The following is a 25,032-nucleotide window of genomic DNA, read 5'->3' as shown; positions in this document are numbered from 1 at the left end:
GATTTCACAATGTTCAAGTTAATCGCCAGTCCAAAAAAATGCCCCACCTCGAAAGAGGCGGGGCATTTTTTATGGGGCGTTGAAACTCAGCGGTTGCGTGTCAGCAACGCCGGTTTTTCACCACGAGGACGGCCTGGCAACTGATCCAGCTGCTCAGGTGTCGGGAAGCGGTCAGCTTTCGACTCCTTGTGGATGATCTTTGGCGCTGGGCCGCCGCGTGGGTTCTGCACGGCTGGCTCGGACGAACGCGGCTGGTCGTCGCGGGCCGGGCGGCGGTTGTTGCTGCGCGAGTCTTCGCGACGGGCCTGGCCGTCACGGGGTGCGCCGCTGCGCGGGCCGCTGCGCTTGGCAGGTGGCGTACCCGTGGTGCCGCCGCTGCTGTTGCGTGGGCCGTTCTGACGAGCGCCCTGTGGCTGGCCGCCACGGGGTGCGCCAGTACCGGCGCCTGCGCCCTGGGCCGGAGCACCTGGACGACGGCCGCGGCCCTGGGCCGGTTTGGCCTGGGGCACGTAGTCGACGCGGTTGCCGAAGTTATCCACGTCGTCGTCGAGGAACTCGTCCGGGGCGCGGTCTGCGGCGGCGCGTGGTGGCTGGCTCGGCTGGCGCTGTTCGCGGGCCGGGGTGCCTTCACGGGGCTTCTGCTCACGGGCCGGGCGTTCGCCACGGCCGTTGGTGGGCGCTTTGTCCTTGCCGCCTTTGTCTTTGCCTTTGTCGCGACGACCACCGCCACCACCGCCGCCGTTCGGGCCATCGCCCTTCGGACCGCGTGGGTTGCGTGGGTTACGCACGTCCGGGCGCTCGCGCACTTCAGGCTTTTCGGCCTCTACGGCGCTGGCATCGAAGCCCATCAGGTCGCCGTCGGCGATTTTCTGCTTGGTCATGCGCTCGATGCTTTTCAGCAGTTTTTCTTCGTCCGGTGCAACCAGGGAGATGGCTTCACCCGAACGGCCGGCACGGCCAGTACGGCCGATACGGTGCACATAGTCTTCGTCGACGTTTGGCAGCTCGAAGTTGACCACGTGTGGCAGTTGGTCGATATCCAGGCCGCGGGCCGCGATATCGGTGGCCACCAGGATACGCACGGTACCGGCCTTGAAGTCGGCCAGGGCCTTGGTGCGCGCGTTCTGGCTCTTGTTGCCGTGGATGGCGACGGCGGTGAGGCCGTGCTTGTCCAGGTACTCGGCCAGGCGGTTGGCGCCGTGCTTGGTGCGGGTGAACACCAGCACCTGTTCCCACGCGCCGTGGGTGATCAGGTGCGCCAGCAGCGAGCGCTTGTGGCTGGCGGCGAGGCGGAACACGCGCTGCTCGATACGCTCGACCGTGGTGTTCGGCGGCGTGACTTCGATGCGTTCCGGGTTGTGCAGCAGCTTGCCGGCCAGGGCGGTGATGTCCTGGGAGAACGTTGCCGAGAACAGCAGGTTCTGACGTTTGGCCGGCAGGCGGGCGAGGACCTTTTTCACGTCATGGACAAAGCCCATGTCGAGCATGCGGTCAGCTTCGTCCAGCACGAGGATTTCCACGTGGGACAGATCGACACTGCCTTGGCCGCACAGGTCGAGCAAACGACCAGGGCATGCCACCAGCACGTCAACCCCGCGGGACATGGCCTGAACCTGTGGGTTCATGCCGACGCCGCCGAAGATGCAGGCACTGACGAACTTCAAGTCGCGGGCATACAGCTTGAAGCTGTCGTGCACTTGGGCGGCGAGTTCGCGGGTAGGGGTCAGGACCAGTACGCGCGGTTGGCGCGGGCCGTGACGCTGGGATTTGTCCGGGTGACCGTTGGGAAACAACCGCTCCAGAATCGGGAGGGCGAAGCCACCGGTTTTACCAGTACCTGTCTGTGCCGCAACCATCAGGTCGCGACCTTGCAACACGGCGGGAATGGCCCGCTGTTGCACCGGAGTAGGCTCGGTATAGCCCGCTGCCTCGATGGCGCGGACTAAAGCCTCGGAGAGACCGAGGGAAGCAAAGGACATGAGTAATCCTGTTTTAGTTAGGGCTTGGCCCAAAGGGATAATCTTGCCGGGCGTGAATGGCGCTTAGGGGAGCGCAATCCCGTCCGGTCCTGCTGCGTCTGGCGGGCACTCCACCGGCTCGCGCGGGCTTCAAAGCTGCGCTGTAGCGGGGTTGGGTGCCTTTTTCAAGACCTCAGCGGCCGGGCGTGAGCCTGGCGGAAAGGCCGCAGTATAACAGAGCAATCACTGCGCGCCGCTTTCCTGCTGCTCAACGGTGTGTCCTGAGGCCGTAATTGCTTGGTTTCCACCATATTTGGCACTCAAGGCGGCATAGGCCGGTTCCTGTTTGAAACGCTTGAGTTCGGCGGCGAAGCGTTGCACCAATAGGTCCATGCCTGCGCCACGGCGTACGGCGAGGTATTGCTGCTGGCGGTTGACCACCACCGGAGCCTGGCTGACCTTGCCCTCCAGGCCCAACGCATTGATCACATGCTGGCCAACGCGGCGGTCGGTGATCACCAGGTCGATGCGCCCGAGCAGCAACTTGCCGAAGTTGGCCTCATGGCTGGGTGCCGGCTCGCGATTGAATAGGGTGGAGTCGCTGAAGGGCGCGCCGTACAAGTAGCCTGGGGAGATGCCAACAGTCAGGCCGCGCAGGTCGTCGAGGCTTTGGGCCGGGTGAGGGCGTTCGTTGGCGTAGAACATCACGAACTCCACTTCCGACAGGGGTTCGCTGGGGTAAAGAAGCAGTGCGTCGCGGTCGTGGCTGTGGAAAATATCCAGTGCGCCATCGGCGTGGCCTTGGTCAAGCATGGCCAGGCAGCGCTTCCAGGGCAGGAACTGCCATTGCACCTCGACCCCCAGGCGCTGGAACACAATGACCGTGGCTTCGTAGTCCAGCCCGCGCATGGCGCCCTGGTCCTCATACACATAAGGTGCCCAGGGCTCGGTGACAATGCGCAATTTCTCGCCATAAGCGGCCAGGCTCAGGCAAGTAAAAAGCGCAACGGTCAACAACTTCAGAATAACGGGCATGCCCCGAGGTTACGACGCCCTTGCGCTAAAGAGAAGCTCTGGTACACGCATCTGCGGACGGCGCTTATTGTGAAGCCGAAGTCATCAGGTGTTCATAGATGGCTGCACGTCGCTCGCCGAGAATCAGGCGCACCACCGGGTTGGCGAACCAATGTTCGAGTTGGTGCGCGTCGACCGGGCATTTCTGGCGCTCTTCCTGGTTCTGCCGGGCCTTGTCCCACCAAACCGGGCCACAGGCTTGGTCGAATTCATTCTCATGCTCGTAGCAGCCGTAGAGAATCTCGCGGATAAACTGCTGCTTGCGTTTGGGCAGGGCCAGTGTGATCAGCTTGTACATCAGGCGTTGCAGGCGCGGTGGGCGCGGCAGGTGAGCCGATACGTTGCGTGTGTCGGCCAAGGCGTGGGCGCTGATGGGGGCGGCTGCGTGCTTGGTGATCCATGCCTTGACCTTGGCCCGGAACAGCTGCTTGCGGCTCCAGTAATGGTGGATCAGGTCCGGGCATTGGCGCACGTTAAGCGTGCGATACGCGGCTACCGACAGGCAGAACTCTTCCAAGGTATAGGCGCCGTGGGCCATCGGGAACAGTTCGTCCATCAGTTCGATCGAGCGGTCAAGGATAGGCGCGTCTTGCCGCGCCAGGCCCATGACTCCGGAGTTGAGCAGCCACATATCGTCGTCGGCCACGCCTTTGGCGGCCAGGTAGTTGGCCAGGGCTTCATACAGCACGCTTTCACGGTTATCGCCGTATTTGGCGTGAAAGGCATTGCATAGCACGGTGCCGGGCGCCACGCGCTCGAACAGCGCCATGGGCGAGTCGTGGAAGAACGTGTCGGTGTCGATCAGCAGCGCCCGTTCCGAGGTTTCCAGCACTTGGCGCAGCAGTACGTGTTTGGTACGGAAATGATAGCCGTGGGGCTCGCTCCAGCGCTTGCGGGTGGCCTCGTCCAATGAATGGACCTGCACCGGCAGGCCGAGGTAGGGGGCCGGGTTGTCGCTGAAGACCTGGATGTCCAGCGGCATGTCCTGGGGGCCTCCCAGGTGCGCCAGGGCGCTGGCGATGCTGAATACCGCTTCCTGATGATAGGTCTCGGCGCCGAACACCAGATAAACCAGCTGCGGGCGGGGAGTCGGGGACGCTGTATTCATTTACTGCTGGCTTCCTTTCCGGGTAGATAGACGAAAAAAGCCCCCGTAATAACGAGGGCCGGGTACTGCATTAAACCGGCCTAGCGTGGCAGTTTAAGGTTGTTCCAGATCGCGAGGCTCGGCTCGGTCTGGTTCAGGGTATAGAAATGCAACCCTGGTGCGCCGCCTTGTAACAAACGCTCACACATTTCGCTGATAACCTGCTCGCCGAACGCCTGGATGCTCTTGACGTCATCGCCATAGGCTTCCAGCTGCTTGCGCACCCAGCGTGGGATCTCGGCACCGCAGGCATCGGAGAAGCGTGCCAGCTTGCTGTAGTTGGTGATCGGCATGATGCCCGGCACGATCGGGATGTTCACACCCATAGCCCGCACGCGCTCGACGAAGTAGAAGTAGCTGTCGGCGTTGAAGAAATACTGGGTGATCGCGCTATCGGCGCCGGCGTTGGCCTTGCGCACGAAGTTCTGCAAATCGTCTTCGAAGTTGCGCGCCTGGGGGTGCATCTCCGGGTAAGCCGCCACTTCGATATGGAAGTGATCGCCGCTTTCCTCGCGGATGAAGCTCACCAGGTCGTTGGCGTAGCGCAGCTCACCGCTGGCCATGCCCATGCCGGACGGCAGGTCGCCACGCAGGGCGACGATACGCTTGATGCCGGCTGCCTTGTATTGGGTCAGCAGGCCGCGCAGGTCGGCCTTGCTGTCGCCCACGCACGACAAGTGCGGAGCGGCGGGAACTTTGACTTCGCTTTCCAGCTGCAACACGGTGTTGATCGTACGATCTCGGGTCGAGCCGCCGGCACCGTAGGTGCAGGAGAAGAAGTCGGGGTTGTAGCTGGCCAACTGCTTGGCAGTCGCCATCAGTTTTTCATGCCCAGCATCGGTCTTGGTCGGGAAGAACTCGAAGCTGTAGCGACGGTCTTGGGACATGGTCATACCCTTGGAAGCTCATAATTGCGCAACGTGCACACCGTCGATGTGGGAGGGGGCTTGCCCCCGATAGCGGAGTGTCAGTTAGTAAATATATCGACTGGCCCACCGCCATCGGGGGCAAGCCCCCTCCCACATTAGAAGCCCGCCCCCACTAGGAGAGCAGGCAGCAGGCATATCAGTAGCGGTAAGCGTGTGGCTTGAACGGACCTTCGACGGTCACGCCGATGTAGTCGGCCTGGGTCTTGGTCAGTTGAGTCACTACGCCGCCGAAGCCGCGGACCATTTCCAGGGCCACTTCTTCGTCGAGTTTCTTCGGCAGTACTTCAACAGTCAGGCGCTCGGCTTTCTGGGCTGGCGACAGGTCGGCGTATTTCTGGCCGAACAGGAAGATCTGGGCCAGGACCTGGTTGGCGAACGAGCCGTCCATGATGCGGCTTGGGTGGCCGGTGGCGTTACCCAGGTTTACCAGGCGGCCTTCAGCCAGCAGGATCAGGTAGTCGTCGTTCTGTGGGTCGAAATCGCCAGCGCCGGTACGGTGAACCTTGTGTACCTGCGGCTTCACTTCTTCCCATGCCCAGTTCTTGCGCATGAAAGCGGTGTCGATCTCGTTGTCGAAGTGACCGATGTTGCAGACAACGGCGCGCTTCTTCAGGGCCTTGAGCATGTTCGCGTCGCAAACATTCACGTTGCCGGTGGTGGTCACGATCAGGTCGATCTTGCCCAGCAGGGCCTTGTCGATGCTCGCTTCGGTGCCGTCGTTCTGGCCGTCGATGAACGGCGAAACCACTTCGAAACCGTCCATGCAGGCTTGCATGGCGCAGATCGGGTCAACTTCGGAGACTTTGACGATCATGCCTTCCTGACGCAGGGACTGGGACGAACCCTTGCCCACGTCACCGTAGCCGATCACCAGGGCTTGCTTGCCCGACAGCAGGTGGTCGGTGCCGCGCTTGATGGCGTCGTTCAGGCTGTGACGGCAGCCGTACTTGTTGTCGTTCTTGCTCTTGGTCACCGAGTCGTTGACGTTGATGGCCGGGATTTTCAGCTCGCCTTTGGCCAGCATGTCCAGCAGGCGGTGTACGCCGGTGGTGGTTTCTTCGGTCACGCCGTGGACGCGGTCCAGGATGGCCGGGTATTTCTTGTGCAGCAACTCGGTCAGGTCGCCGCCGTCGTCGAGGATCATGTTGGCATCCCAAGGCGCGCCATCTTTGAGGATGGTTTGCTCCAGGCACCACTCGTACTCTTCTTCGGTCTCGCCTTTCCAGGCGTATACCGCGATACCGGCAGCAGCGATCGCGGCAGCGGCCTGGTCTTGCGTCGAGAAGATGTTGCAGGACGACCAACGTACTTCGGCACCCAGGGCAACCAGGGTCTCGATCAGCACGGCAGTCTGAATGGTCATGTGGATGCAGCCGAGGATCTTCGCGCCCTTGAGCGGAAGCTCTGCGGCGTACTTGCGACGCAGGCCCATCAGGGCTGGCATTTCGGATTCGGCGATAAAGGTTTCGCGACGGCCCCAGGCAGCGAGGGACATGTCGGCGACTTTGTAGTCGGTGAAATCTGCAGGCGTGTTGACAGCGCTCATGAAGAGCCTCCATTCGTAGTGTGCGAATGGGCGCCGTTGTGCGTTTAGTATCGAGCCCGATGAACCAGGCCGGACAACGCCCCATCCGAGCCTGACAGGTTGAACCTGCTGCAGCGCCCCTCGGACAGGTGGCGGGAGAACGGTATCAATTGGAGATGACCGTTTTGAAACGGGGGCGATTATAGCCGTGTGCGCCCGACTTCCCAAGCCTTTCTGTCGCCAGCATGCAGATCGTTCATGGCGCTGATAGGCAATGGTGCATAGAGCTTGGGCCCTTGCTCTGCCATGATGTTGCCCATCATTCGGCAAGACGCTTTGGAGTGACCATGAACTTCCACACCCGCAAATGGGTAAAACCTGAAGACCTCAACCCCAACGGCACCCTGTTCGGTGGCAGCCTGCTGCGCTGGATCGACGAAGAAGCGGCCATCTACGCCATCGTCCAACTGGGCAACCAGCGCGTGGTGACCAAGTACATTTCCGAGATCAACTTCGTCAGTGCCTCGCGCCAGGGCGACATCATCGAGCTGGGTATCACCGCCACCGAGTTCGGCCGCACCTCCATCACCTTGACCTGTGAAGTGCGCAACAAGATCACGCGCAAAAGCATCCTCACCGTAGAGAAAATGGTCTTCGTCAACCTCGGCGAAGACGGTTTGCCGGCGCCTCATGGGCGTACCGAGATCAAATACGTCAAAGACCAGTTCCAGGACGACGGCGTCAGCGAGTAATCCTGCGTCGGGCCAGTGAACGCTATTGATAGGCCATAGGTCGTACCTGAACACCGCCCCCCCGTTCAGGTATCGCCATGGCCACGCAAGAAGACGGCAAGACCCCCAACTTGTCCCAGGAAGAGCAGCAGGACGTCGACAAGAACCAGCCGCCTCGCGCGGCGGTCCTGCACGAAATCATCCGTACCCAGGGCGACCAGGAACTTGAACGCAGCGTGGCGGCCCTGTGGTGGTCGGCATTGGCGGCGGGTTTGACCATGGGCCTGTCGCTGATGGCCATGGGATTGCTCAACTCACGTCTGCCCGAGGGTGAAGCCTTCAAAGTGATTGCCAGTTTTGGCTACTGCGCAGGCTTCCTCGCGGTGATCCTTGCGCGCCAGCAACTGTTCACTGAAAACACCCTGACCGCCGTACTGCCAGTCATGAGCAAGCCGACCCTTGGCAATGCCGGGCGCCTGTTACGGCTGTGGTCGGTGGTGCTGGTGGGCAACCTCTGCGGCACGTTGCTGGTGGCCTACGTGATGCTGCACCTGCCGATCTTCGACACCAAGACCGACATGGCCTTCCTGGAGATCGGTCGCAAGATCATGGAAAACAATCCCGGCCAGATGTTCGCCAAAGGCATCGTCTCCGGCTGGATGATCGCCACTATGGTGTGGATGATCCCGTCGATGGAAAGCGCCAAGATGTGGATCATCATCCTGATCACCTACTTGATGGCGCTGGGGGATTTCACCCATATCGTGGTGGGTTCGGCAGAAGTGTCTTATCTGGTGTTTGCTGGCGAGCTGCCGTGGGAGGATTTCTGGCTGGTGTTTGCCGGCCCGACACTGGCCGGCAATATCATCGGGGGCAGCTTTATCTTTGCCTTGATCAGCCATGCGCAGATTCGCAGCGAAGGCAGCTTGCCGGGCAAGAAGGCTGCGGACCCAAGGCATCCGCAGCGTATCGACAAGGATCAGTGAGCGTCAGGCGTGGCCTGGGGTTCGTCACGGGTCACGCGTTTGACCAGCTTGCCGATGCTCAAACCCTGCAACAGGATCGAGGACAGCACCACGATGTAAGTGATGCTCAGCAGCAGGTCGCGCTCCGGGCCCAGTGGCAGGGCCAACGCCAGTGCCACCGAAACCCCGCCGCGTAGGCCGCCCCAGGTGAGGATGCGAATGGTGCCACGCGGCACCGTGCGCCAGCGACGCAGCAACAAGATCGCGGGGGCCACGGTCAGCAGGCGTGACAGCAGGATCGCCACCGCCAGCAAGCTGGCTGCGAACACATGCAGCCAGTTGAACGGCAACAGCAACAACTCCATGCCGATCAGTGCAAACAGCAATGCGTTGAGCATGTCATCGAGCAATTCCCAGAAACCGTCCAGGTAGCGCCGGGTCATGTCGTTCATCGCCAATTTGCGCCCCAGGTTGCCGATGATCAGGCCGGCTACCACCATCGCAATCGGTGCGGACACGTGCAGCTCGGTGGCCATCGCCGAGCCGCCGATCACCAGCGCCAGAGTCAGCATGACCTCGATCTGGTGCTGCTCGATGCTCTTGATCATCAGGTACACCAAGTAGCCGATCAGCCCACCGAATACCACGCCGCCAATGGCTTCATGGACGAACAGCAGGGCGGTGGCGCCCACGGTAGGCGTCTCGCCCAATTGTGCGATGCCCAGCAGCACGGTAAAGACCACCACCGCTGTACCGTCGTTGAACAGCGACTCGCCGACGATGGTGGTTTTCAGCGGTTTGGACGCATTGGCGGTACGCAGCACACCAAGTACCGCAATCGGGTCGGTGGGCGAGATCAGCGCGCCGAACAGCAGGCAGTAGAGGAAGCTTACATGCCAGCCAAACAGGGCAAAAATGTAGTACGCCAGGCTGCCGATCACCACGGTGGCAATCAACACGCCGAAGGTGGCCAGCAGGCCGATGGGCCAACGGTAACTGCGCAGGTCGCTGAGGTTAACGTGCAGGGCGCCAGCGAACAGCAGGAATGACAGCATCCAGTTCATCAGCAGGTCGCCGAAGTCGATCTGGCCGATCAGTTGCTGGATGCGTTCTTCCAGGCCAGGGTAGCCGAGCACGCTCAGGCCTTGCAGGATCAGGGAAAACAGCAGGGCGGTGACCATCACGCCGATGGTCGGCGGCAGGCCGATAAACCGGAAGTTCACATAGGTGAGCAAAGTGGTGAGGCAAATGAAGGCGGCGACAAGTTCAAGCATCCGGGGTCCTTGGAGTGGGGGCAGATCAGGAATGAGTGGGTGGATGGACCGCAGCAGCGGCGTGAGGTTGCACGGCGCGTGATAGAACCTTTTGCTGCGTGGCGGCTCATAGCGGGTAAGTGCGGTTTAATATGTTTAGTGCTAAAACTCTAATCGCTGTTTAAAACTACAAAAGGAATGAGTGATGACGGTCGCTTTCTGGTGTGTGTTGATCGCAATTTTTCTGCCTTACCTGTGTACAGGCGTGGCCAAATTCAGCCAGGGCACGTTCGGGCCTCGGCAGAATCACGACCCGCGAGCTTTCCTGGATACCCTGCAAGGGTTTGCCAAGCGTGCCCACAGTGCGCAACTCAACGGCTTTGAAGTGACCCCGGCGTTTGCGGCGGCGGTGATTATCGCGCACTTGGCTGGCACGGCCGAACTGGTGACGATCAATGTGCTGGCGGTGCTGTTTATCACCAGCCGCCTGCTGTACATCATTTGCTACCTGGCCGATTGGGCGATATTGCGCTCGGTGGTGTGGGCGGTGGGCATGGCGTTGATTGCGAGTTTCTTCTTTGTCTCGATCTAAGGTCCAACGCGCACCCATTGTGGGAATGGGCTTGTAGTGAGCGGGCTTGCCCCGCACTGGGCTGCGAAGCAGCCCCAACAAAGCCACCGCAGTCAGCCTGATAGAGCGCGGCGCCAGGTTTTAAGGCTGCTTCGCAGCCCAGCGCGGGGCAAGCCCGCTCACCACATCAAGCCCGTTCACCACCGAGGCCCGCTCACCACAACAAGTCACGTTCACCGTTGATGTTCAGTGCCTATCAGCTTCCAGTCGGTGCATCCGGGACCTGCGGCAGCGCCGCCCCCTTGGGCCACAGCATCCAGATTTGCCCCTGCTGCTTCATATTCCCTGCCAGTTCACCTGCTGCGTCGCCGGTGCCCCAGAACAAGTCCGCACGCACTTCGCCGGTGATTGCGCCACCGGTATCCTGCGCCGCAACCGGGCGTGCCAGCGGCGTGCCGTCAGGCTTGGTAGTCGCCAGCCACAACAGGCTGCCCAGCGGGATCACCTTGCGGTCCACTGCCACGCTGTAGCCGGCGGTCAACGGCACGTTCAGCGAGCCGCGCGGGCCTTCGTTGCTGTCAGGGCGGGCGCTGAAGAACACGTAGCTGGGGTTGCTTGCCAACAGTTCCGGGATGCGCTCTGGATGCGCCTTGGCCCAGGCGCTGATGGCGCCCATGGTCACGTCTTCTTTCTTCAACTCACCTTGCTCCACCAGCCAGCGGCCGATAGGGCGGTACGGGTAGCCGTTCTGGTCGCCATAACCGACGCGCAGTTGGCGCCCGTCTTTCAACTGAATGCGGCCTGAGCCCTGGATCTGCAGAAATTGCAGGTCCATCGGCTGGGTCAGCCAGGCAATCGGCTTGGCGGTGGAGCCCTGACCGTTGATGGCGCTGGCATCGTCATACGGTTTGAGCACACGCCCTTCCAGGCGCCCGCGCAGGCGCTTGCCCTTGAGTTCGGGATAGATGCTTTCCAGGTTGACGATGATCAGGTCATCCGGCACGCCATACACCGGCACATGGGCGGTGGCGGTCTTGGTCAGGCTGCCGGGGTAGACCGGTTCGTAGTAGCCGGTGATCAAGCCGTTGGGGGTGTTGTCGGCCGAGCGCAGGCCGAACACATCCAGGCGCTCCTTGAGAAAACCGCGCACCGCCACGGCATTGCCCGGCACGCTGGCCGCTGCCGTACAGGTCGCGCCCCATACAGGGTCGGCCTTGAGGCGTTGGCAAGCACTGCGCCAAGACTCGAAGCCAGCCAGCAGGTCGCTGTCGGACACGGCCGGCAGCGCTTCCCAGGGTGCGCTTACGTAGGTCGCGACGGCATGGGGTTTGGCCACTTCATCTTTAGCTGTGTCGTTGCCGCTGTCCTTGCCCGCGTCGCAGCCGGCCAGCAGTGCAATCATCGGCAGAGCCCACGCCAGGCGGCGGCTCCAGGGTTTTAACATGAGACTCATACACGTAATTCCTGAAACGATTGCCCGCGCCTTAGCGCCCTTGGGCAACCCTTATTATTAATAGGGCTATTGGTCTTTGCGGGCGGGGCGAGGATACTGGCCGCCGTTTCCCGTGACCCTGAGCCACCATGACTTTTAAAAAATTGACGGCTGTATTGTTGGCCTGCCTGACACTGTCCGCCTGCGGCGGCGTCGATCCCAATTCGCCCCTGGGCCAGCGCAAGGCGATCTTCAAGCAAATGCTCAAGACCGGCGAAGACCTGGGCGGCATGCTGCGTGGGCGCCTCCCGTTCGACGGCGCGAAATTCGCCGACGGTGCGGTCAAGCTCAATGCGCTTTCCCATGAGCCTTGGAAGCATTTCCCGAGCGTGCGCGAAGAGGATCACACCAGCGCGAAGGACGACGTGTGGCAAAAACAGGCGCAATTCCAGCAACTGGCCCGCAACCTTGAGACGGCCACCGGTGAATTGGTGATCGCCAGTCAAGTGCAGCCCTACAAGGCCAGTAACCTGGGGCCAGCGGTGCAGAAAGTCGAAGATGCCTGCAGCGCTTGCCATAAGCAGTTTCGGGACCACTGACCGGCTTTATTGGTCGAGTTCTTCCACCGCGTCCTGTAATTCTTTGCGCGACTCGGCGAGCTTGTCCTTACGTTTGTTGATTTTTTCCGCGTCGCCCTTTTTCATTGCTTTGTCGAGGTCGGCCTGACGGCGGCTGACTTCGTGCTTGGCATCGAGCACCTTGTTTTCCCGCTCTTTCTTCAAGGACGCGTCGCTGCAATTGGCGGTGACTTCGCTCAGGGCTTTTTCCAGGCCGGCTTGTTGTGCGCTGTTGCCGTGGGCCTTGGCTTGTTCGATCTGAGTGCTGATGGCTTGGCGCTTGGCGGCGCAGCCGGTCAGTTGGGAGGCTTGTTCGGCGGCCATCAAGGGCGCGGCCATAAAGCTTGTGACTGTCAGCAGAGCAAGGGGGGCGAGGAATTTCATGTGGAGCTCCAGGGTCGCAAATGGCAGGGTGAATTCTGCTGTGGTTTAACGTGGCTGTGTTGGGTTCAAAACCCGTCTATCCCGGCCACGCGCAATGTTTCGGCAAGCGCCTGCACCTGGGGGGCGCGAAAAAAAGCGCTCAGTTGCGCTGCGCGACCCGGGCCGATGCCATCTTCGGCCTGCCAGGCTTGTGTGTCTTTGGCCGCCAGCGTTTGCCAGTTGCCGTCCAGATTGTTGCGTGCCACAGGTGGTACACCGAGGGCTTTGAGCCATTGTGCAAAAGGCCGTTGTCGGGCGCTGCGGATGCTATCGAGTACCTTCGCGCGGCTGCGCTCACCAAAGCCTTCAATGTTAGCAAGCTCTGCCGCATCCAGGGTTAACCAATCGAGAAAGCCTGCGATTAGACCGGCCTGGATCAATACGTTCCACGTCTCGCGGCCCATATGGGGCAAGGCCAGGCCCTGGTTGCCGCTCAGCCAGGTAAGGCGCGCGAGCAATTGCTCTTCGCAGCCGGGGTCCAGTTGCCAGCAACTCAAGGCGTGGAAGTCCCGAGGGTTGGGCACCGGTAGGTCGACCCTTGTGGTATTGCGCAGGATTACCTGGTCCAGCCGGGGAATCACCTGGCCTGCCAGGCTGATGGAGACTTGGTCGCCGGGGCGAATATCCAGTGTTTGCCAGCGCTTCAAAGAGCCGGCGCTGACCCGGCTGATCTGGCGGTCATCGAGTCGCACTGGCTCCAGTTCCAGGATGGGCGTGATGCGCCCAGTGCGTCCGATCCTGAACTGCACCTTGCGCACCAGCGCCAAGGCGCTGGTGGCGGGGTACTTCCAGGCGGCCGCCCAATACGGCGCACTGACTTGCCAGCGTTCGGCAGGCGCGTGCATCGCTTGGTGCAGCACCACCCCATCGGTGGCGAACGGCAGCGGGTGGGTGTACCAGTAGGTTCGCCATTGCGAGGCCTGGGCGAGGCTCTGGATAGGCCGGCTGTAACGCTGGCTGTCGGTAAAACCCCAGCGGGCCAGGGTGTTCTGACGCTCGCTGAATTGCGCGGGGCCGTCGGGCCAGGCCCAGACAAACAGGCCGATACCGGCGGCATCAGTGTCGCTCAAGTGTCGACGGTTCATCAGCCCGGCCACCTTGCTGCGGGCATTGAGTCCGCCATGTTCCGATTGCACATGCTCATCAAGGCGCCAGTAGAGTTCGCCTTGCAGCATCACGTCGATGGGCTCCGGCAGTTGCTGGAGGATGCCTGGGATCTTGCGGGCGGAGGTTGACCAGTCTTGGCCAAGGACACCGTCGCCGCGGCTGATTACCTGGCTCAACCGACCCTGACGGTACAGCAGGGTCACTGCAACGCCGTCCACCTTGGGTTGTACCCACACATCCTGTCGCGCGGCCAGCCAGGCATCAACTGCTTGTTCATCGCGCAGTTTGCCCAAGCCGGTATGTGCAACCGGATGAGGCAGCGTGCCCCGTGAGCTGGCCAACGGGTTGTCGGGTGCTGCTGTGAGCGGCGGGAAGCATTGGCGCCAATGCTCCAGGCGCTGGCGGGCTTGGTCGTAGAGTTCATCGCTGACGGGCGATTGGCCGAGGCGGTGGTAACTGTCATCCCACAGGCTGACCTGTTCGGCCAAGGTGTCGACCTGTGTTCGGGCCTCATCGGGGCAGTCCCCGGCCCTTGCCCAAAAGGCCAGCGCGCTGAGTAACAGAGCAATCAGTAAACGCATCGTGAGCATCCTTGCTCGAAAAGGGCGCCCAGCCTAAATGATTCCCTCGGTCACAAAAAAGCCCCGACGATGCGGGGCTTTTTACTGGGTGTTTCTATTACTTGAACAGACCGCCCAGGGCTTTCACGGCATCAGGCTTATCAGCCTTGGCTTCCTGGGTCTGCTGCTTGGCGTCGGCTTTGGCCTGGGCTTCGGAGAGTTTGTCACAACCTTTGTTGATCTGGTCTTGTGCGGCTTTGAAGGCCTTCACTTTCAAGGTGTCTTTGTTGGCTTCGGCTGCATCGATCTTGGTTTGCAGGTCTGCGGCTTGCTTCTGGCAGTCGCCGGAGTTACCGCCACCCAGTTGGGAGCTCAGGGCGCCACTCAGTGCGCTCAGGTCGGCGGACTGGGCCGGCAGTGCGAACAGGCTAAGCAGAAGGGCAGCAGGGGCGAGCGTGGAGATGCGCATGAAAAACCTCAATGTTCGATTGCCTGCGCGCGTGTCTGTCCCGGGCTGGCGCAGGGCAATATCCAAATAAGGTAGAGGGCCCGAGAGGGCGCGGATTCTAGAGGGCCATCATTGGGCCTGCAAGGTTTGGATCCAAAAAATGTGAAGGTGATCGCGCAGGCAATAAAAAACCCCGCCGAGTGAACCCGGCAGGGCTTTTGGGTGCAACGCGTGCTTACAGGCCGGCGGCAGTGCGCAGGTCGTTGGCGCGGTCGGTCTTTTCCCAGGTAAAGGTGGTGAAGGTGTCGTCGCCGACAGTCTTCTGCGCTGGGGTACGACCGAAGTGGCCGTAGGCTGCGGTTTCCTGGTACATCGGGTGCAGCAGGTCGAGCATGGTGGTGATCGCGTAAGGGCGCAGGTCGAAGATTTCGCGCACCAGTTTGACGATCTTGTCATCGCTGATCTTGCCGGTGCCGAAGGTGTTCAGCGAGATCGACGTAGGCTGGGCCACACCAATGGCGTAGGACACTTGAATCTCGCAACGCTCGGCCAGGCCGGCCGCGACGATGTTCTTGGCCACGTAACGACCGGCGTAGGCGGCCGAACGGTCAACCTTGGATGGGTCTTTACCGGAGAACGCGCCGCCGCCGTGACGGGCCATGCCGCCGTAGCTGTCGACGATGATCTTGCGACCGGTCAGGCCGCAGTCACCCACCGGGCCACCGATGATGAACTGGCCGGTCGGGTTGATGTGGAACTGGGTGTCCTTGCTCAGGAGTTCGGCAGGCAGTACGTGCTTGACGATCAGCTCCATCACACCTTCACGCAGGTCTGCGTAGGAAACTTCCGGGTTGTGCTGGGTCGACAGCACGACAGCATCGATGCCGACGACTTTGCCGCCTTCATAGCGGCAGGTCACCTGGGACTTGGCGTCCGGGCGCAGCCACGGCAGCAGGCCGGATTTGCGGGCTTCGGCCTGGCGCTGAACCAACTGGTGCGAGAAGGTGATCGGTGCTGGCATCAGCACGTCGGTTTCGTTGCTCGCGTAGCCGAACATCAGGCCCTGGTCGCCGGCGCCCTGGTCTTCTGGCTTGGCGCGGTCGACACCCTGGTTGATGTCTGGGGACTGCTTGCCGATGATGTTCATCACGCCGCAGGTTGCGCCATCGAAGCCGACGTCGGAGCTGGTGTAGCCGATGTCGGTGATCACGTCACGGACGATCTGCTCCAGGTCGACCCAGGCGCTGGTGGTCACTTCGCCGGCGATGATCGCTACACCGGTTTTCACCAGAGTCTCGCACGCCACGCGGGCGAACTTGTCTTCAGCAATAATGGCGTCCAGCACCGCGTCAGAAATCTGGTCGGCGATTTTGTCCGGATGCCCTTCAGACACGGACTCGGAGGTGAAAAGGGAGTATTCGCTCATCTCGATGTTTTCCTGATATTACCGATGGTGAGTGTCACCAGCCGGTCGCTGAAAATGGCGGACCTGGATCTGGAAACCATTACGTAAGCCTACATAGAGGCTTTCCCCGGGAACGAGCCCCGCAGCGGTGGCCCAACGGGCCAGATCGTCCTGTTCAAAACCCAACCAGAGATCACCGCAGGCCTCCCTGGCCCAATTCTGGTTGTGGCTGCATAAATCCGTAACCAACAGGCTACCGCCGGGGTGCAGCAACCCGGCCATTTGTTTTAAGGCGTCGGCGGGGGCGGCGAAATGGTGCAAGACCATGTTCAGCACCACGCAATCGGCCTTGATGGTCATGCCGTCCAAGGCGTCAGCCAGTTGCAGGGTGACATTGCCCAGGGCTTCGCGTTCGCAGAGCTGGCGTGCCAGTTCAAGCATCGCCGGGCTGTTGTCCAGTGCGGTGACCTGCTGAAAACGTCGCGCCAGTTCCGGTAGGAAGCCACCGTCCCCAGGCCCGACTTCCAAGGCCGTCGCTTCATCACTGAAGCTCAGCTTGTCCAACAACGCCAGTACGCTGTCGCGGTACTGGGCAAGACCGGCGATCAGGTCTTGTTGGGCACGAAATTTCTCGGCGACCCGTGCGAAAAAGTCCTGGCTCGCCGCAGCGCGTTGTCCGTGGACCTGGCTGATGCGCGATCGTACGTCCGTCGGCAGGCTCAGGTTGTCCACTTCTTCAAGCAGCGCTGCGTGCAGCTTGCCGCCAAGCAGCTCGGTGTGGGGCAGGGCGCGGCGGTAGAAAATCGCATTGCCTTCGCGGCGTGTGGCCACCAGGTCGGCCTGGGACAGCACTTTCAAATGGTGGCTCATGCCCGACTGGCCAATGGCGAAGATCTGCGCCAGCTCCAGCACCCCGAAGGAATCGTTGGCCAGCGCACGCAAGACATTCAGACGCAACGGATCGCCAGCGGCCTTGCACAAGGCTGCCAGCTCATCGCAATCGTCAGGACGCAGGGAGGGCATGGGTAGATTCATAAGGCCAGCAGTCTAGAGGCGGGTGGAACTCCTCGCAAGACCAATATCAAAAAGTTTTGATATTGGTCGATAAGTGGCGGTTATAAGCAGCCGCTATAACCTTTAGACGAAGCAGTAGCCGATTTCTGCAAGGGATTGGTGCGCAAAGGGCAGGAAAAACACCCACAAGTGACTATCTGTCATTGCCCGCAGGCGGTGGCTGAGGGAAAATGCCGGTCCTTTTTTCCGTTTCTTTTAAGCAAACCCCAGGAGATCAGCGATGCCCAGCCGTCGTGAGCGTGCCAACGCCATTCGTGCCCTCAGCATGGATGCCGTGCAAAAAGCCAACAGCGGCCATCCCGGTGCCCCGATGGGCATGGCGGATATCGCCGAGGTACTTTGGCGTGACTACCTGAAACACAACCCAAGCAACCCATCGTTCGCCGACCGTGACCGCTTCGTGCTGTCCAACGGCCACGGCTCGATGCTGATCTATTCGCTGCTGCACCTGACCGGCTACGACGTCACCATTGATGACCTCAAGAGCTTCCGCCAGCTGCACAGCCGCACCCCGGGCCACCCGGAATTCGGCTACACCCCAGGCGTCGAGACCACCACCGGTCCCCTGGGCCAAGGCCTGGCCAACGCGGTTGGTTTTGCGCTGGCTGAAAAAGTATTGGGCGCGCAGTTCAACCGCCCTGGCCACGACATCGTCGATCACCACACCTACGTGTTCCTGGGTGATGGCTGCATGATGGAAGGCATTTCCCACGAAGTCGCTTCCCTGGCCGGTACTCTGGGCCTGGGCAAACTGATTGCTTTCTATGATGACAACGGCATCTCCATCGACGGCGAAGTCGAAGGCTGGTTCACCGACGACACCCCGAAGCGTTTCGAAGCGTACAACTGGCAAGTGATCCGCAATGTCGACGGCCACGATCCGGAAGAGATCAAGACCGCCATCGACACCGCCCGCAAGAGCGCGCAGCCGACCCTGATCTGCTGCAAGACCACCATCGGCTTCGGTTCGCCGAACAAGCAAGGTAAAGAAGACTGCCACGGCGCCCCACTGGGCGACGCGGAAATCGCCCTGACCCGTGAAGCGCTGAAGTGGAACCACGGCCCGTTCGAAATCCCGGCCGACATCTACGCCGAGTGGGATGCCAAGGAAAAAGGCCTGGCCGCCGAAGCCGAGTGGGACCAGCGTTTCGCTGCCTACTCCGCCGAATTCCCAGAGCAGGCCAATGAGCTGGTGCGTCGTCTGGCCGGCGACCTGCCTGCCGACTTCTCGGAAAAAGCCTCGGCCTACATCGCCGAAGTCGCGGCCAAGGGCGAGACCATCGCCAGCCGTAAAGCCAGCCAGAACACCCTGAACGCCTTTGGCCCGCTGCTGCCCGAGTTCCTCGGCGGTTCGGCCGACCTGGCCGGTTCCAACCTGACCCTGTGGAAAGGTTGCAAAGGTGTTTCGGCTGAAGACGCCAGCGGCAACTACATGTACTACGGCGTGCGCGAGTTCGGCATGAGCGCCATCATGAACGGCGTGTCCCTGCACGGCGGCCTGGTGCCTTACGGAGCGACCTTCCTGATGTTCATGGAATACGCGCGCAACGCGGTACGCATGGCGGCGCTGATGAAGAAGCGTGTGATCCATGTCTACACCCACGACTCCATCGGTCTGGGCGAAGACGGCCCGACGCACCAGCCGGTCGAGCAACTGACCAGCCTGCGGACCACGCCGAACCTCGATTGCTGGCGCCCAGCCGACGCGGTGGAATCCGCCGTGGCCTGGAAGCACGCGATCGAGCGTAAGGATGGCCCTTCGGCGCTGATCTTCTCGCGTCAGAACCTGCAGCACCAAGTGCGTACCGACGCGCAGATCGCCGACATCGCGCGTGGCGGCTACGTGCTCAAGGACTGCATCGGCGAGCCGGAGCTGATCCTGATCTCCACCGGCTCCGAAGTCGGCCTGACGGTTCAGGCGTACGACAAGCTGACTGCCCAAGGCCGCAACGTACGTGTTGTGTCCATGCCGTGCACCAGCGTGTTCGAAGCCCAGGATGCTGGCTACAAGCAGTCGGTGTTGCCGTTGCAGGTCAGCGCCCGTATCGCCATCGAAGCGGCTCACGCCGACTACTGGTACAAGTACGTGGGCCTGGAAGGCCGCGTCATCGGCATGACCACCTACGGTGAGTCGGCGCCGGCGCCAGCGTTGTTCGAAGAGTTCGGTTTCACCCTGGAAAACATCCTGGGGCAGGCTGAAGAACTGCTGGAAGACTAAGGCTGTAGAGTGAGGTGGCTGGACTGGCCTCATCGCGAGCAAGCCCGCTCCCACATTTGGAATGCATCTCAAGTGTGGGAGCGGGCTTGCTCGCGATAGCGGTCGACCCGCCACCCTATTACCCAAGGTAATCGAGAACCCCATGCCCCAACCGCGTCCCTACAAAGTTGCACTCAACGGCTACGGCCGCATTGGTCGTTGCGTCTTGCGTGCCTTGTTCGAGCGGGGGGCGGCTGCCGGGTTTGAAATTGTCGCGATCAACGATTTGGCCGACATGGCCAGCATCGAATACCTGACACGCTTCGACTCCACCCACGGTCGCTTTCCCGGCGAAGTGCGGGTCGACGGCGATTGTCTGCATATCAATGGCGACTGCGTAAAAGTATTGCGCAGTGCGACCCCCGAGGGCATCGACTGGGCGGCGCTGGGCGTTGACCTGGTGTTGGAATGCTCCGGTGCCTATAACACCCGTGCCGATGGCCAGCGTTTTCTCGACGCCGGCGCGCCGCGTGTGCTGTTTTCCCAGCCGATGGCCAGCGAGGCGGATGTCGACGCCACCATCGTCTACGGCATCAACCAGGATTGCCTGACCGGCAATGAGCTGCTGGTGTCCAACGCTTCGTGCACCACCAACTGCAGTGTGCCGCTGTTGCGCCTGCTGGATCAGGCGATCGGCCTGGACTACGTGTCGATCACCACCATCCACTCGGCGATGAACGACCAGCCGGTGATCGATGCTTATCACCACGAAGACCTGCGTCGCACGCGTTCGGCGTTCCAGTCAGTGATTCCGGTGTCCACCGGCCTGGCACGGGGCATCGAGCGCCTGCTGCCGGAACTTGCCGGGCGAATTCAGGCCAAAGCCGTACGGGTGCCGACGGTGAACGTGTCCTGCCTGGACATCACCATGCAAACCGTCAGCGACACCGATGCGGTGGAGGTCAACCGGATTCTGCGCGACGCCGCCACCCGCGGCCCGCTCAAAGGCTTGCTGGCCTACACCGAGTTGCCCCACGCCAGTTGTGATTTCAACCATGACCCGCATTCGGCCATTGTCGATGCCAGCCAGACCCGCGTTTCCGGCCCCAGGCTGGTGAATATCCTGGCCTGGTTCGACAACGAATGGGGCTTTGCCAACCGGATGCTGGATGTTGCGGAACATTATCTGCACATCGCCTCTAAACAACCTCAACAACAGTAACTCAGGAACTGCGACCCATGACCGTGTTGAAGATGACCGACCTCGATCTGCAAGGTAAGCGCGTACTGATTCGCGAAGACCTCAACGTCCCAGTCAAGGACGGTGTTGTCACCAGCGATGCGCGAATCCTGGCCTCGCTGCCGACCATCAAGCTGGCCCTGGAAAAAGGCGCGGCCGTGATGGTCTGCTCCCACCTGGGCCGCCCGACCGAAGGTGAGTTCTGCGCCGAAAACAGTCTCAAGCCTGTGGCCGACTACCTGAGCAAGGCCCTGGGCCGTGACGTGCCGTTGGTGGCTGATTACCTGGGCGGCGTTGATGTGAAGGCCGGCGATATCGTGCTGTTCGAAAACGTGCGCTTCAACAAAGGTGAGAAAAAGAACAGCGACGAACTGGCCCAGCAATACGCTGCGCTGTGCGACGTGTTCGTGATGGATGCGTTCGGTACGGCTCACCGTGCTGAAGGCTCGACCCACGGCGTGGCCAAGTTCGCCAAGGTTGCGGCGGCTGGCCCGTTGCTGGCTGCCGAACTGGATGCACTGGGCAAGGCCCTGGGCGCTCCGGCCCAACCGATGGCCGCCATCGTGGCCGGCTCCAAGGTTTCCACCAAGCTGGACGTGCTCAACAGCCTCAGCCAGATCTGCAACCAGTTGATCGTGGGCGGCGGCATCGCCAACACGTTCCTGGCCGCCGCCGGCCACCCAGTGGGCAAGTCCCTCTACGAGCCGGACCTGCTGGACACCGCCCGCGCCATCGCCGCTAAAGTCAGCGTGCCATTGCCGGTGGACGTGGTCGTCGCCAAGGAATTCGCCGAAAGCGCCGCCGCCACCGTCAAGCTGATCGCGGATGTGGCCGACGACGACATGATCCTGGATATCGGCCCGCAAACCGCCGCCAACTTCGCTGAGCTGCTGAAAGCCTCCCAGACCATCCTGTGGAACGGCCCGGTTGGCGTGTTCGAGTTCGACCAGTTCGGCAACGGCACCAAGGTGCTGGCCAAGGCCATCGCGCAAAGCTCGGCGTTCTCCATTGCCGGCGGCGGTGACACCCTGGCGGCCATCGATAAATATGGCGTGGCTGACCAGATCTCCTACATTTCTACCGGTGGCGGCGCATTCCTGGAATTCGTCGAAGGCAAAGTCCTGCCTGCCGTTGAAGTGCTGGAAGCCCGAGCCAAAGGTTAAGGCGCGTGATCAGGAAAAGGAGCATTCCCATGATCAAGTCGTTGGCACTGGTGATCGCGGCGGGCCTGTTGGCCGGCTGCGGCAGCACGCCAAGCGCTGAGCCTGCGGCTGGAAAGCCTGGGCCCGCGCAGAAAAAAAGCTGCTACCAGGCTGACTGGCAAGCCGAGACCATGCCGGTGATCAACAAGCGCATCGGCAACGAACGGCTGGAGAAATATGACTCCGCGCCCAACGGTCAGGAACAGGGTTGCCCTTGACGGGTCTGATCAACTAACCGACAGCATCGGCGGCCTTTGGCGTCGATGCGAGGATTGGCAATGAAAGGCGTTATCGCCCTGGCAGCCCTGGCCCTATTGGCCGGTTGCAGCAGCATGAACATGTTCAACAAGGCAGAGCCTGCCGACAAATGGACCACCTGGACCTGCGATAGCAAGGCCGAGGTCAACTGGCGCTTTGCCAACGCGGCCAAATCCGAGGTGGATGTACGCCTTGGCGGGTCCGACCAGGTTTACCGGCTCAAGCAGGACGTTGCCGCCTCGGGCGTGCTGTACAGCAACGACCAGTTGGCATTTCACACAAAAGGTGAGGAAGGCCTGGTTTACTGGGTGGCCACCGATGATTTGATCGGGCGCGGCTGTAAGGCCCAGTAAACAGAACACGGTCTCGAATGTATTGAGATCCAGATGTGGGAGGGGGCTTGCTCCCGATTGCGGTGGGTCAGTCACCGAAGTCAGCGACTGATCGATCGCTATCGAGGGCAAGCCCCCTCCCACATTGATTCGGTTCCAAATGGCGAGCCGGACACTGCAATAACGATTCAGCAGGCCAGGCATGCAAAACCTGACCGGCAATAACTTGAATAGCAGCCGCCGCTACGGCAGGCTTGCACGATTAACGACCCTCGACCGGGAGAGACAACACAATGGCACTTATCAGCATGCGTCAAATGCTGGACCACGCAGCCGAGTTCGGCTACGGCGTCCCAGCCTTTAACGTCAACAACCTTGAGCAGATGCGCGCCATCATGGAAGCCGCTGACAAGACCGACTCCCCTGTGATCGTCCAGGCTTCGGCCGGTGCGCGCAAATACGCCGGCGCCCCGTTCCTGCGTCACCTGATCCTGGCTGCAATCGAAGAATTCCCGCACATCCCGGTGTGCATGCACCAGGACCACGGCACCAGCCCTGACGTGTGCCAGCGCTCCATCCAGCTGGGCTTCAGCTCGGTGATGATGGACGGCTCCCTCGGCGAAGACGGCAAGACCCCAACCGACTACGAGTACAACGTACGCGTGACCCAACAAACCGTAGCCATGGCCCACGCCTGCGGCGTTTCGGTTGAAGGCGAACTGGGTTGCCTGGGTTCCCTGGAAACCGGCATGGCCGGTGAAGAAGACGGCATCGGCGCTGAAGGTGTGCTGGATCACAGCCAGATGCTGACCGACCCGGAAGAAGCCGCCGACTTCGTCAAGAAGACCCAGGTCGACGCCCTGGCCATCGCCATCGGCACCAGCCACGGCGCCTACAAGTTCACCAAGCCGCCTACCGGCGACGTGCTGGCCATTGACCGCATCAAGGAAATCCACAAGCGCATCCCCAACACCCACCTGGTGATGCACGGTTCTTCCTCGGTCCCGCAAGAGTGGCTGGCGATCATCAACCAGTACGGCGGCGACATCAAAGAAACCTACGGCGTACCGGTTGAAGAAATCGTCGAAGGCATCAAGCACGGCGTGCGCAAGGTCAACATCGACACCGACCTGCGCCTGGCGTCCACCGGCGCCATGCGTCGCCTGATGGCGACCAACCCGAGTGAGTTCGACCCACGTAAATTCTTCGGCGCCACCGTGACCGCGATGCGTGATGTGTGTATCGCTCGTTATGAAGCGTTCGGTACTGCCGGTAATGCTTCGAAGATCAAGCCGATCTCGTTGGAAGCGATGTACCAGCGGTATTTGAAAGGTGAGTTGAACGCTAAGGTGAACTAAGCCAGAGATGTTTAAAAAACCCGCAGAGATGCGGGTTTTTTATAATGCGTTAAATATGAATATAAGGCTCTTTGTTCAAGGCTTTTGCTGTTAGAGAGATTTCTCGTGTTGGTATTTTTGATTAGTTGATTACAAAATCAACAGCGTTTGACCAGTCCTGGTTATTCCCAACGGTACCGTTTTCCAGATCCCGAACGACGACTTTGTAGTTTCCAGGCGCCAGTGGGCGAGTTGTGACGGTGAATGCGCCATTTGCGTATGCCTGGGTTTGTCCAAGCTCAGTACCGACATGGGCAATGGCGGCATAAACTCGAGCGTTTGGAACGGATGTGTAACCTGTAAGTGTTGCTGTATTGCCAATGATAGATATTGAGTCAATTCTGTTGTTAGCTATTTCTTTAGTCCTTTTTGATTAGGCCTAGTGGTGCTGGAAATGTCGTGGGTTTTAGTTTTATAACCCGTGTTGTGCAGGGTTAAAGTTAATGGCGTTTACCTTTTTCAGCACCTGTTAGAGTTAACAGTTAGTTATAGTTTTTTGATTGGCTTCGATGGAAAAACTAGAATAAGAGGTGTGCGCTAAAGGGGCGAATGTATTCAATCGGACTACGAATACAACGTGGGTGTCACCCAGCAAGCATGCGTGAGGTGTGTATCGCGCGTTATGAAGCGTTTGGTACTGCCGGTTCAAGCCGGTCTCGTTGGAAGCGATACACCAGCGGTATTTGAAAGGTGAGTTGAACGCCAAGGTGAACTGAGCCTTCAGCGTTTGAAAAGAAGCCCGCAGTGATGCGGGCTTTGTGGCTGGTACTTGATCAGGTTGCAGGTGTTGAATCGAAACCTCGATGTTCAATCACCCGAAACACATCGCTCACGTCCTGCACCAGGATGCGTGCGGTATTGGCCACGTTATTCAAGTCGCGCTCTGCAAAGTCCGGCAGGCCATCAGGTTGAGGTGTTCGAGGGCGGCGTTGAGGCGTTCTCGCAGGCAGGCGTGGAGGTCGAGCAGTGGGGCGTCGCTGTCGATCAGGAGCACGGGATTGTCGGTGGCGGTTTCGGTGCAGGGGTAGAAGCGGCGGGGTGGTAGTTGGCTCTTCATGGAAAATCCTTAACTCAATAGAAGAATGGCCACCGTTTGCTGCGAAACAAATAAGGTGGCAACTGTGCGCGGGTTCGCAGACCGAGGAGTTAAGACCCGGCAGACCCGAAGGTCTCCCACGCACAGCCGC

22 protein-coding genes, 2 pseudogenes and 1 riboswitch are annotated in these 25,032 nt (G+C 60.7%); of the genes and pseudogenes, 11 read left to right on the top strand and 13 right to left on the bottom strand.

The window, feature by feature from the left end; translation table 11 throughout:
* Window positions 1-86: 86 nt before the first annotated feature.
* From PspS35_RS27845 to ahcY, 5 genes are all read right to left on the bottom strand, one after another.
* Complete coding sequence (locus PspS35_RS27845) at window positions 87-1,979, bottom strand: DEAD/DEAH box helicase (protein WP_159937619.1); 1,893 nt, start codon at window positions 1,977-1,979, stop codon at window positions 87-89.
* A 222-nt stretch (window positions 1,980-2,201) separates the two neighbouring features.
* Window positions 2,202-2,993, bottom strand: coding sequence for a transporter substrate-binding domain-containing protein (locus PspS35_RS27840; RefSeq protein WP_159937618.1), 792 nt, complete (start codon window positions 2,991-2,993; stop codon window positions 2,202-2,204).
* Between the two features lie 64 nt (window positions 2,994-3,057).
* Window positions 3,058-4,140, bottom strand: a complete 1,083-nt coding sequence (locus PspS35_RS27835; RefSeq protein WP_159937617.1) for a hypothetical protein — start codon at window positions 4,138-4,140, stop codon at window positions 3,058-3,060.
* Between the two features lie 80 nt (window positions 4,141-4,220).
* The gene (metF, locus tag PspS35_RS27830) at window positions 4,221-5,066 is read right to left on the bottom strand and encodes a methylenetetrahydrofolate reductase [NAD(P)H] (RefSeq protein WP_159937616.1); all 846 of its coding nucleotides are present in this window, start codon (window positions 5,064-5,066) and stop codon (window positions 4,221-4,223) included.
* 178 nt (window positions 5,067-5,244) lie between these two features.
* The gene (gene ahcY / locus PspS35_RS27825) at window positions 5,245-6,654 is read right to left on the bottom strand and encodes an adenosylhomocysteinase (RefSeq protein ID WP_159937615.1); all 1,410 of its coding nucleotides are present in this window, start codon (window positions 6,652-6,654) and stop codon (window positions 5,245-5,247) included.
* A 21-nt stretch (window positions 6,655-6,675) separates the two neighbouring features.
* A riboswitch (S-adenosyl-L-homocysteine riboswitch) is annotated at window positions 6,676-6,782 on the bottom strand.
* 198 nt (window positions 6,783-6,980) lie between these two features.
* On the opposite strand from ahcY, the gene PspS35_RS27820 reads away from it, so the two are divergent.
* A complete protein-coding gene (locus PspS35_RS27820; protein ID WP_032884068.1) occupies window positions 6,981-7,385 on the top strand; it encodes a hotdog domain-containing protein in 405 nt (134 codons plus the stop codon).
* Window positions 7,386-7,462: 77 nt separating this feature from the next.
* Window positions 7,463-8,350 carry a formate/nitrite transporter family protein gene (locus PspS35_RS27815; RefSeq protein WP_159937614.1) on the top strand — a complete coding sequence of 296 codons (888 nt, stop codon included), beginning with the start codon at window positions 7,463-7,465 and terminating at the stop codon, window positions 8,348-8,350.
* Here the strand turns inward: PspS35_RS27815 and PspS35_RS27810 are convergent.
* A complete protein-coding gene (locus PspS35_RS27810) occupies window positions 8,344-9,603 on the bottom strand; it encodes a sodium:proton antiporter (RefSeq protein WP_159937613.1) in 1,260 nt (419 codons plus the stop codon). The two genes, PspS35_RS27815 and PspS35_RS27810, sit on opposite strands and share 7 nt — an antisense overlap.
* Before the next feature lie 184 nt (window positions 9,604-9,787).
* Here PspS35_RS27810 and PspS35_RS27805 point away from each other — a divergent pair, with 184 nt between their 5' ends.
* On the top strand, window positions 9,788-10,174 hold the full coding sequence (locus PspS35_RS27805) for an MAPEG family protein (protein WP_159937612.1): 387 nt from the start codon (window positions 9,788-9,790) through the stop codon (window positions 10,172-10,174).
* A 235-nt stretch (window positions 10,175-10,409) separates the two neighbouring features.
* On the opposite strand, the gene PspS35_RS27800 is transcribed toward PspS35_RS27805, so the two are convergent.
* Window positions 10,410-11,606, bottom strand: a complete 1,197-nt coding sequence (locus PspS35_RS27800) for an MltA domain-containing protein (RefSeq protein ID WP_159937611.1) — start codon at window positions 11,604-11,606, stop codon at window positions 10,410-10,412.
* Between the two features lie 128 nt (window positions 11,607-11,734).
* On the opposite strand from PspS35_RS27800, the gene PspS35_RS27795 reads away from it, so the two are divergent.
* Window positions 11,735-12,184, top strand: coding sequence for a cytochrome c (locus PspS35_RS27795; protein WP_159937610.1), 450 nt, complete (start codon window positions 11,735-11,737; stop codon window positions 12,182-12,184).
* 6 nt (window positions 12,185-12,190) lie between these two features.
* Here PspS35_RS27795 and PspS35_RS27790 read toward each other — a convergent pair whose 3' ends face one another.
* From PspS35_RS27790 to PspS35_RS27770, 5 genes are all read right to left on the bottom strand, one after another.
* A complete protein-coding gene (locus tag PspS35_RS27790; RefSeq protein WP_159937609.1) occupies window positions 12,191-12,586 on the bottom strand; it encodes a DUF1090 domain-containing protein in 396 nt (131 codons plus the stop codon).
* 65 nt (window positions 12,587-12,651) lie between these two features.
* On the bottom strand, window positions 12,652-14,313 hold the full coding sequence (gene ligB / locus PspS35_RS27785) for an NAD-dependent DNA ligase LigB (protein ID WP_159937608.1): 1,662 nt from the start codon (window positions 14,311-14,313) through the stop codon (window positions 12,652-12,654).
* Window positions 14,314-14,410: 97 nt separating this feature from the next.
* On the bottom strand, window positions 14,411-14,761 hold the full coding sequence (locus PspS35_RS27780) for a hypothetical protein (protein ID WP_159937607.1): 351 nt from the start codon (window positions 14,759-14,761) through the stop codon (window positions 14,411-14,413).
* Between the two features lie 214 nt (window positions 14,762-14,975).
* Window positions 14,976-16,166 (bottom strand): methionine adenosyltransferase, encoded by a 1,191-nt coding sequence (gene metK / locus PspS35_RS27775; RefSeq protein ID WP_159937606.1) that lies wholly within the window; start codon window positions 16,164-16,166, stop codon window positions 14,976-14,978.
* 18 nt (window positions 16,167-16,184) lie between these two features.
* Window positions 16,185-17,180 (bottom strand): metalloregulator ArsR/SmtB family transcription factor, encoded by a 996-nt coding sequence (locus PspS35_RS27770; protein ID WP_159937605.1) that lies wholly within the window; start codon window positions 17,178-17,180, stop codon window positions 16,185-16,187.
* 259 nt (window positions 17,181-17,439) lie between these two features.
* Between PspS35_RS27770 and tkt the strand changes: the two genes are divergently transcribed.
* The 7 genes and pseudogenes from tkt to PspS35_RS27735 form a co-directional block, all read left to right on the top strand.
* On the top strand, window positions 17,440-19,437 hold the full coding sequence (gene tkt / locus PspS35_RS27765; RefSeq protein WP_159937604.1) for a transketolase: 1,998 nt from the start codon (window positions 17,440-17,442) through the stop codon (window positions 19,435-19,437).
* A 142-nt stretch (window positions 19,438-19,579) separates the two neighbouring features.
* A complete protein-coding gene (gene epd / locus PspS35_RS27760; protein WP_159937603.1) occupies window positions 19,580-20,638 on the top strand; it encodes an erythrose-4-phosphate dehydrogenase in 1,059 nt (352 codons plus the stop codon).
* 17 nt (window positions 20,639-20,655) lie between these two features.
* Window positions 20,656-21,819 carry a phosphoglycerate kinase gene (locus PspS35_RS27755; protein WP_159937602.1) on the top strand — a complete coding sequence of 388 codons (1,164 nt, stop codon included), beginning with the start codon at window positions 20,656-20,658 and terminating at the stop codon, window positions 21,817-21,819.
* 29 nt (window positions 21,820-21,848) lie between these two features.
* A complete protein-coding gene (locus tag PspS35_RS27750) occupies window positions 21,849-22,076 on the top strand; it encodes a hypothetical protein (protein WP_159937601.1) in 228 nt (75 codons plus the stop codon).
* Window positions 22,077-22,136: 60 nt separating this feature from the next.
* Window positions 22,137-22,469, top strand: a complete 333-nt coding sequence (locus PspS35_RS27745) for an MliC family protein (RefSeq protein ID WP_159937600.1) — start codon at window positions 22,137-22,139, stop codon at window positions 22,467-22,469.
* A 272-nt stretch (window positions 22,470-22,741) separates the two neighbouring features.
* Window positions 22,742-23,806, top strand: a complete 1,065-nt coding sequence (gene fba / locus PspS35_RS27740) for a class II fructose-bisphosphate aldolase (RefSeq protein WP_003234513.1) — start codon at window positions 22,742-22,744, stop codon at window positions 23,804-23,806.
* A gap of 633 nt (window positions 23,807-24,439) precedes the next feature.
* Window positions 24,440-24,561, top strand: a pseudogene (locus tag PspS35_RS27735) (fructose-1,6-bisphosphate aldolase); the annotation flags it as partial.
* A gap of 57 nt (window positions 24,562-24,618) precedes the next feature.
* On the opposite strand, the pseudogene PspS35_RS27730 reads toward PspS35_RS27735, so the two are convergent.
* Window positions 24,619-24,902 (bottom strand): annotated as a pseudogene (locus tag PspS35_RS27730) (fructose-bisphosphate aldolase).
* Window positions 24,903-25,032 lie beyond the last annotated feature (130 nt).

It is taken from the genome of Pseudomonas sp. S35 (assembly GCF_009866765.1).
Taxonomy (GTDB): domain Bacteria; phylum Pseudomonadota; class Gammaproteobacteria; order Pseudomonadales; family Pseudomonadaceae; genus Aquipseudomonas.
Note: the sequence above shows the minus strand (reverse complement) of the source record. Positions and strands in the feature narration are given on the sequence as shown.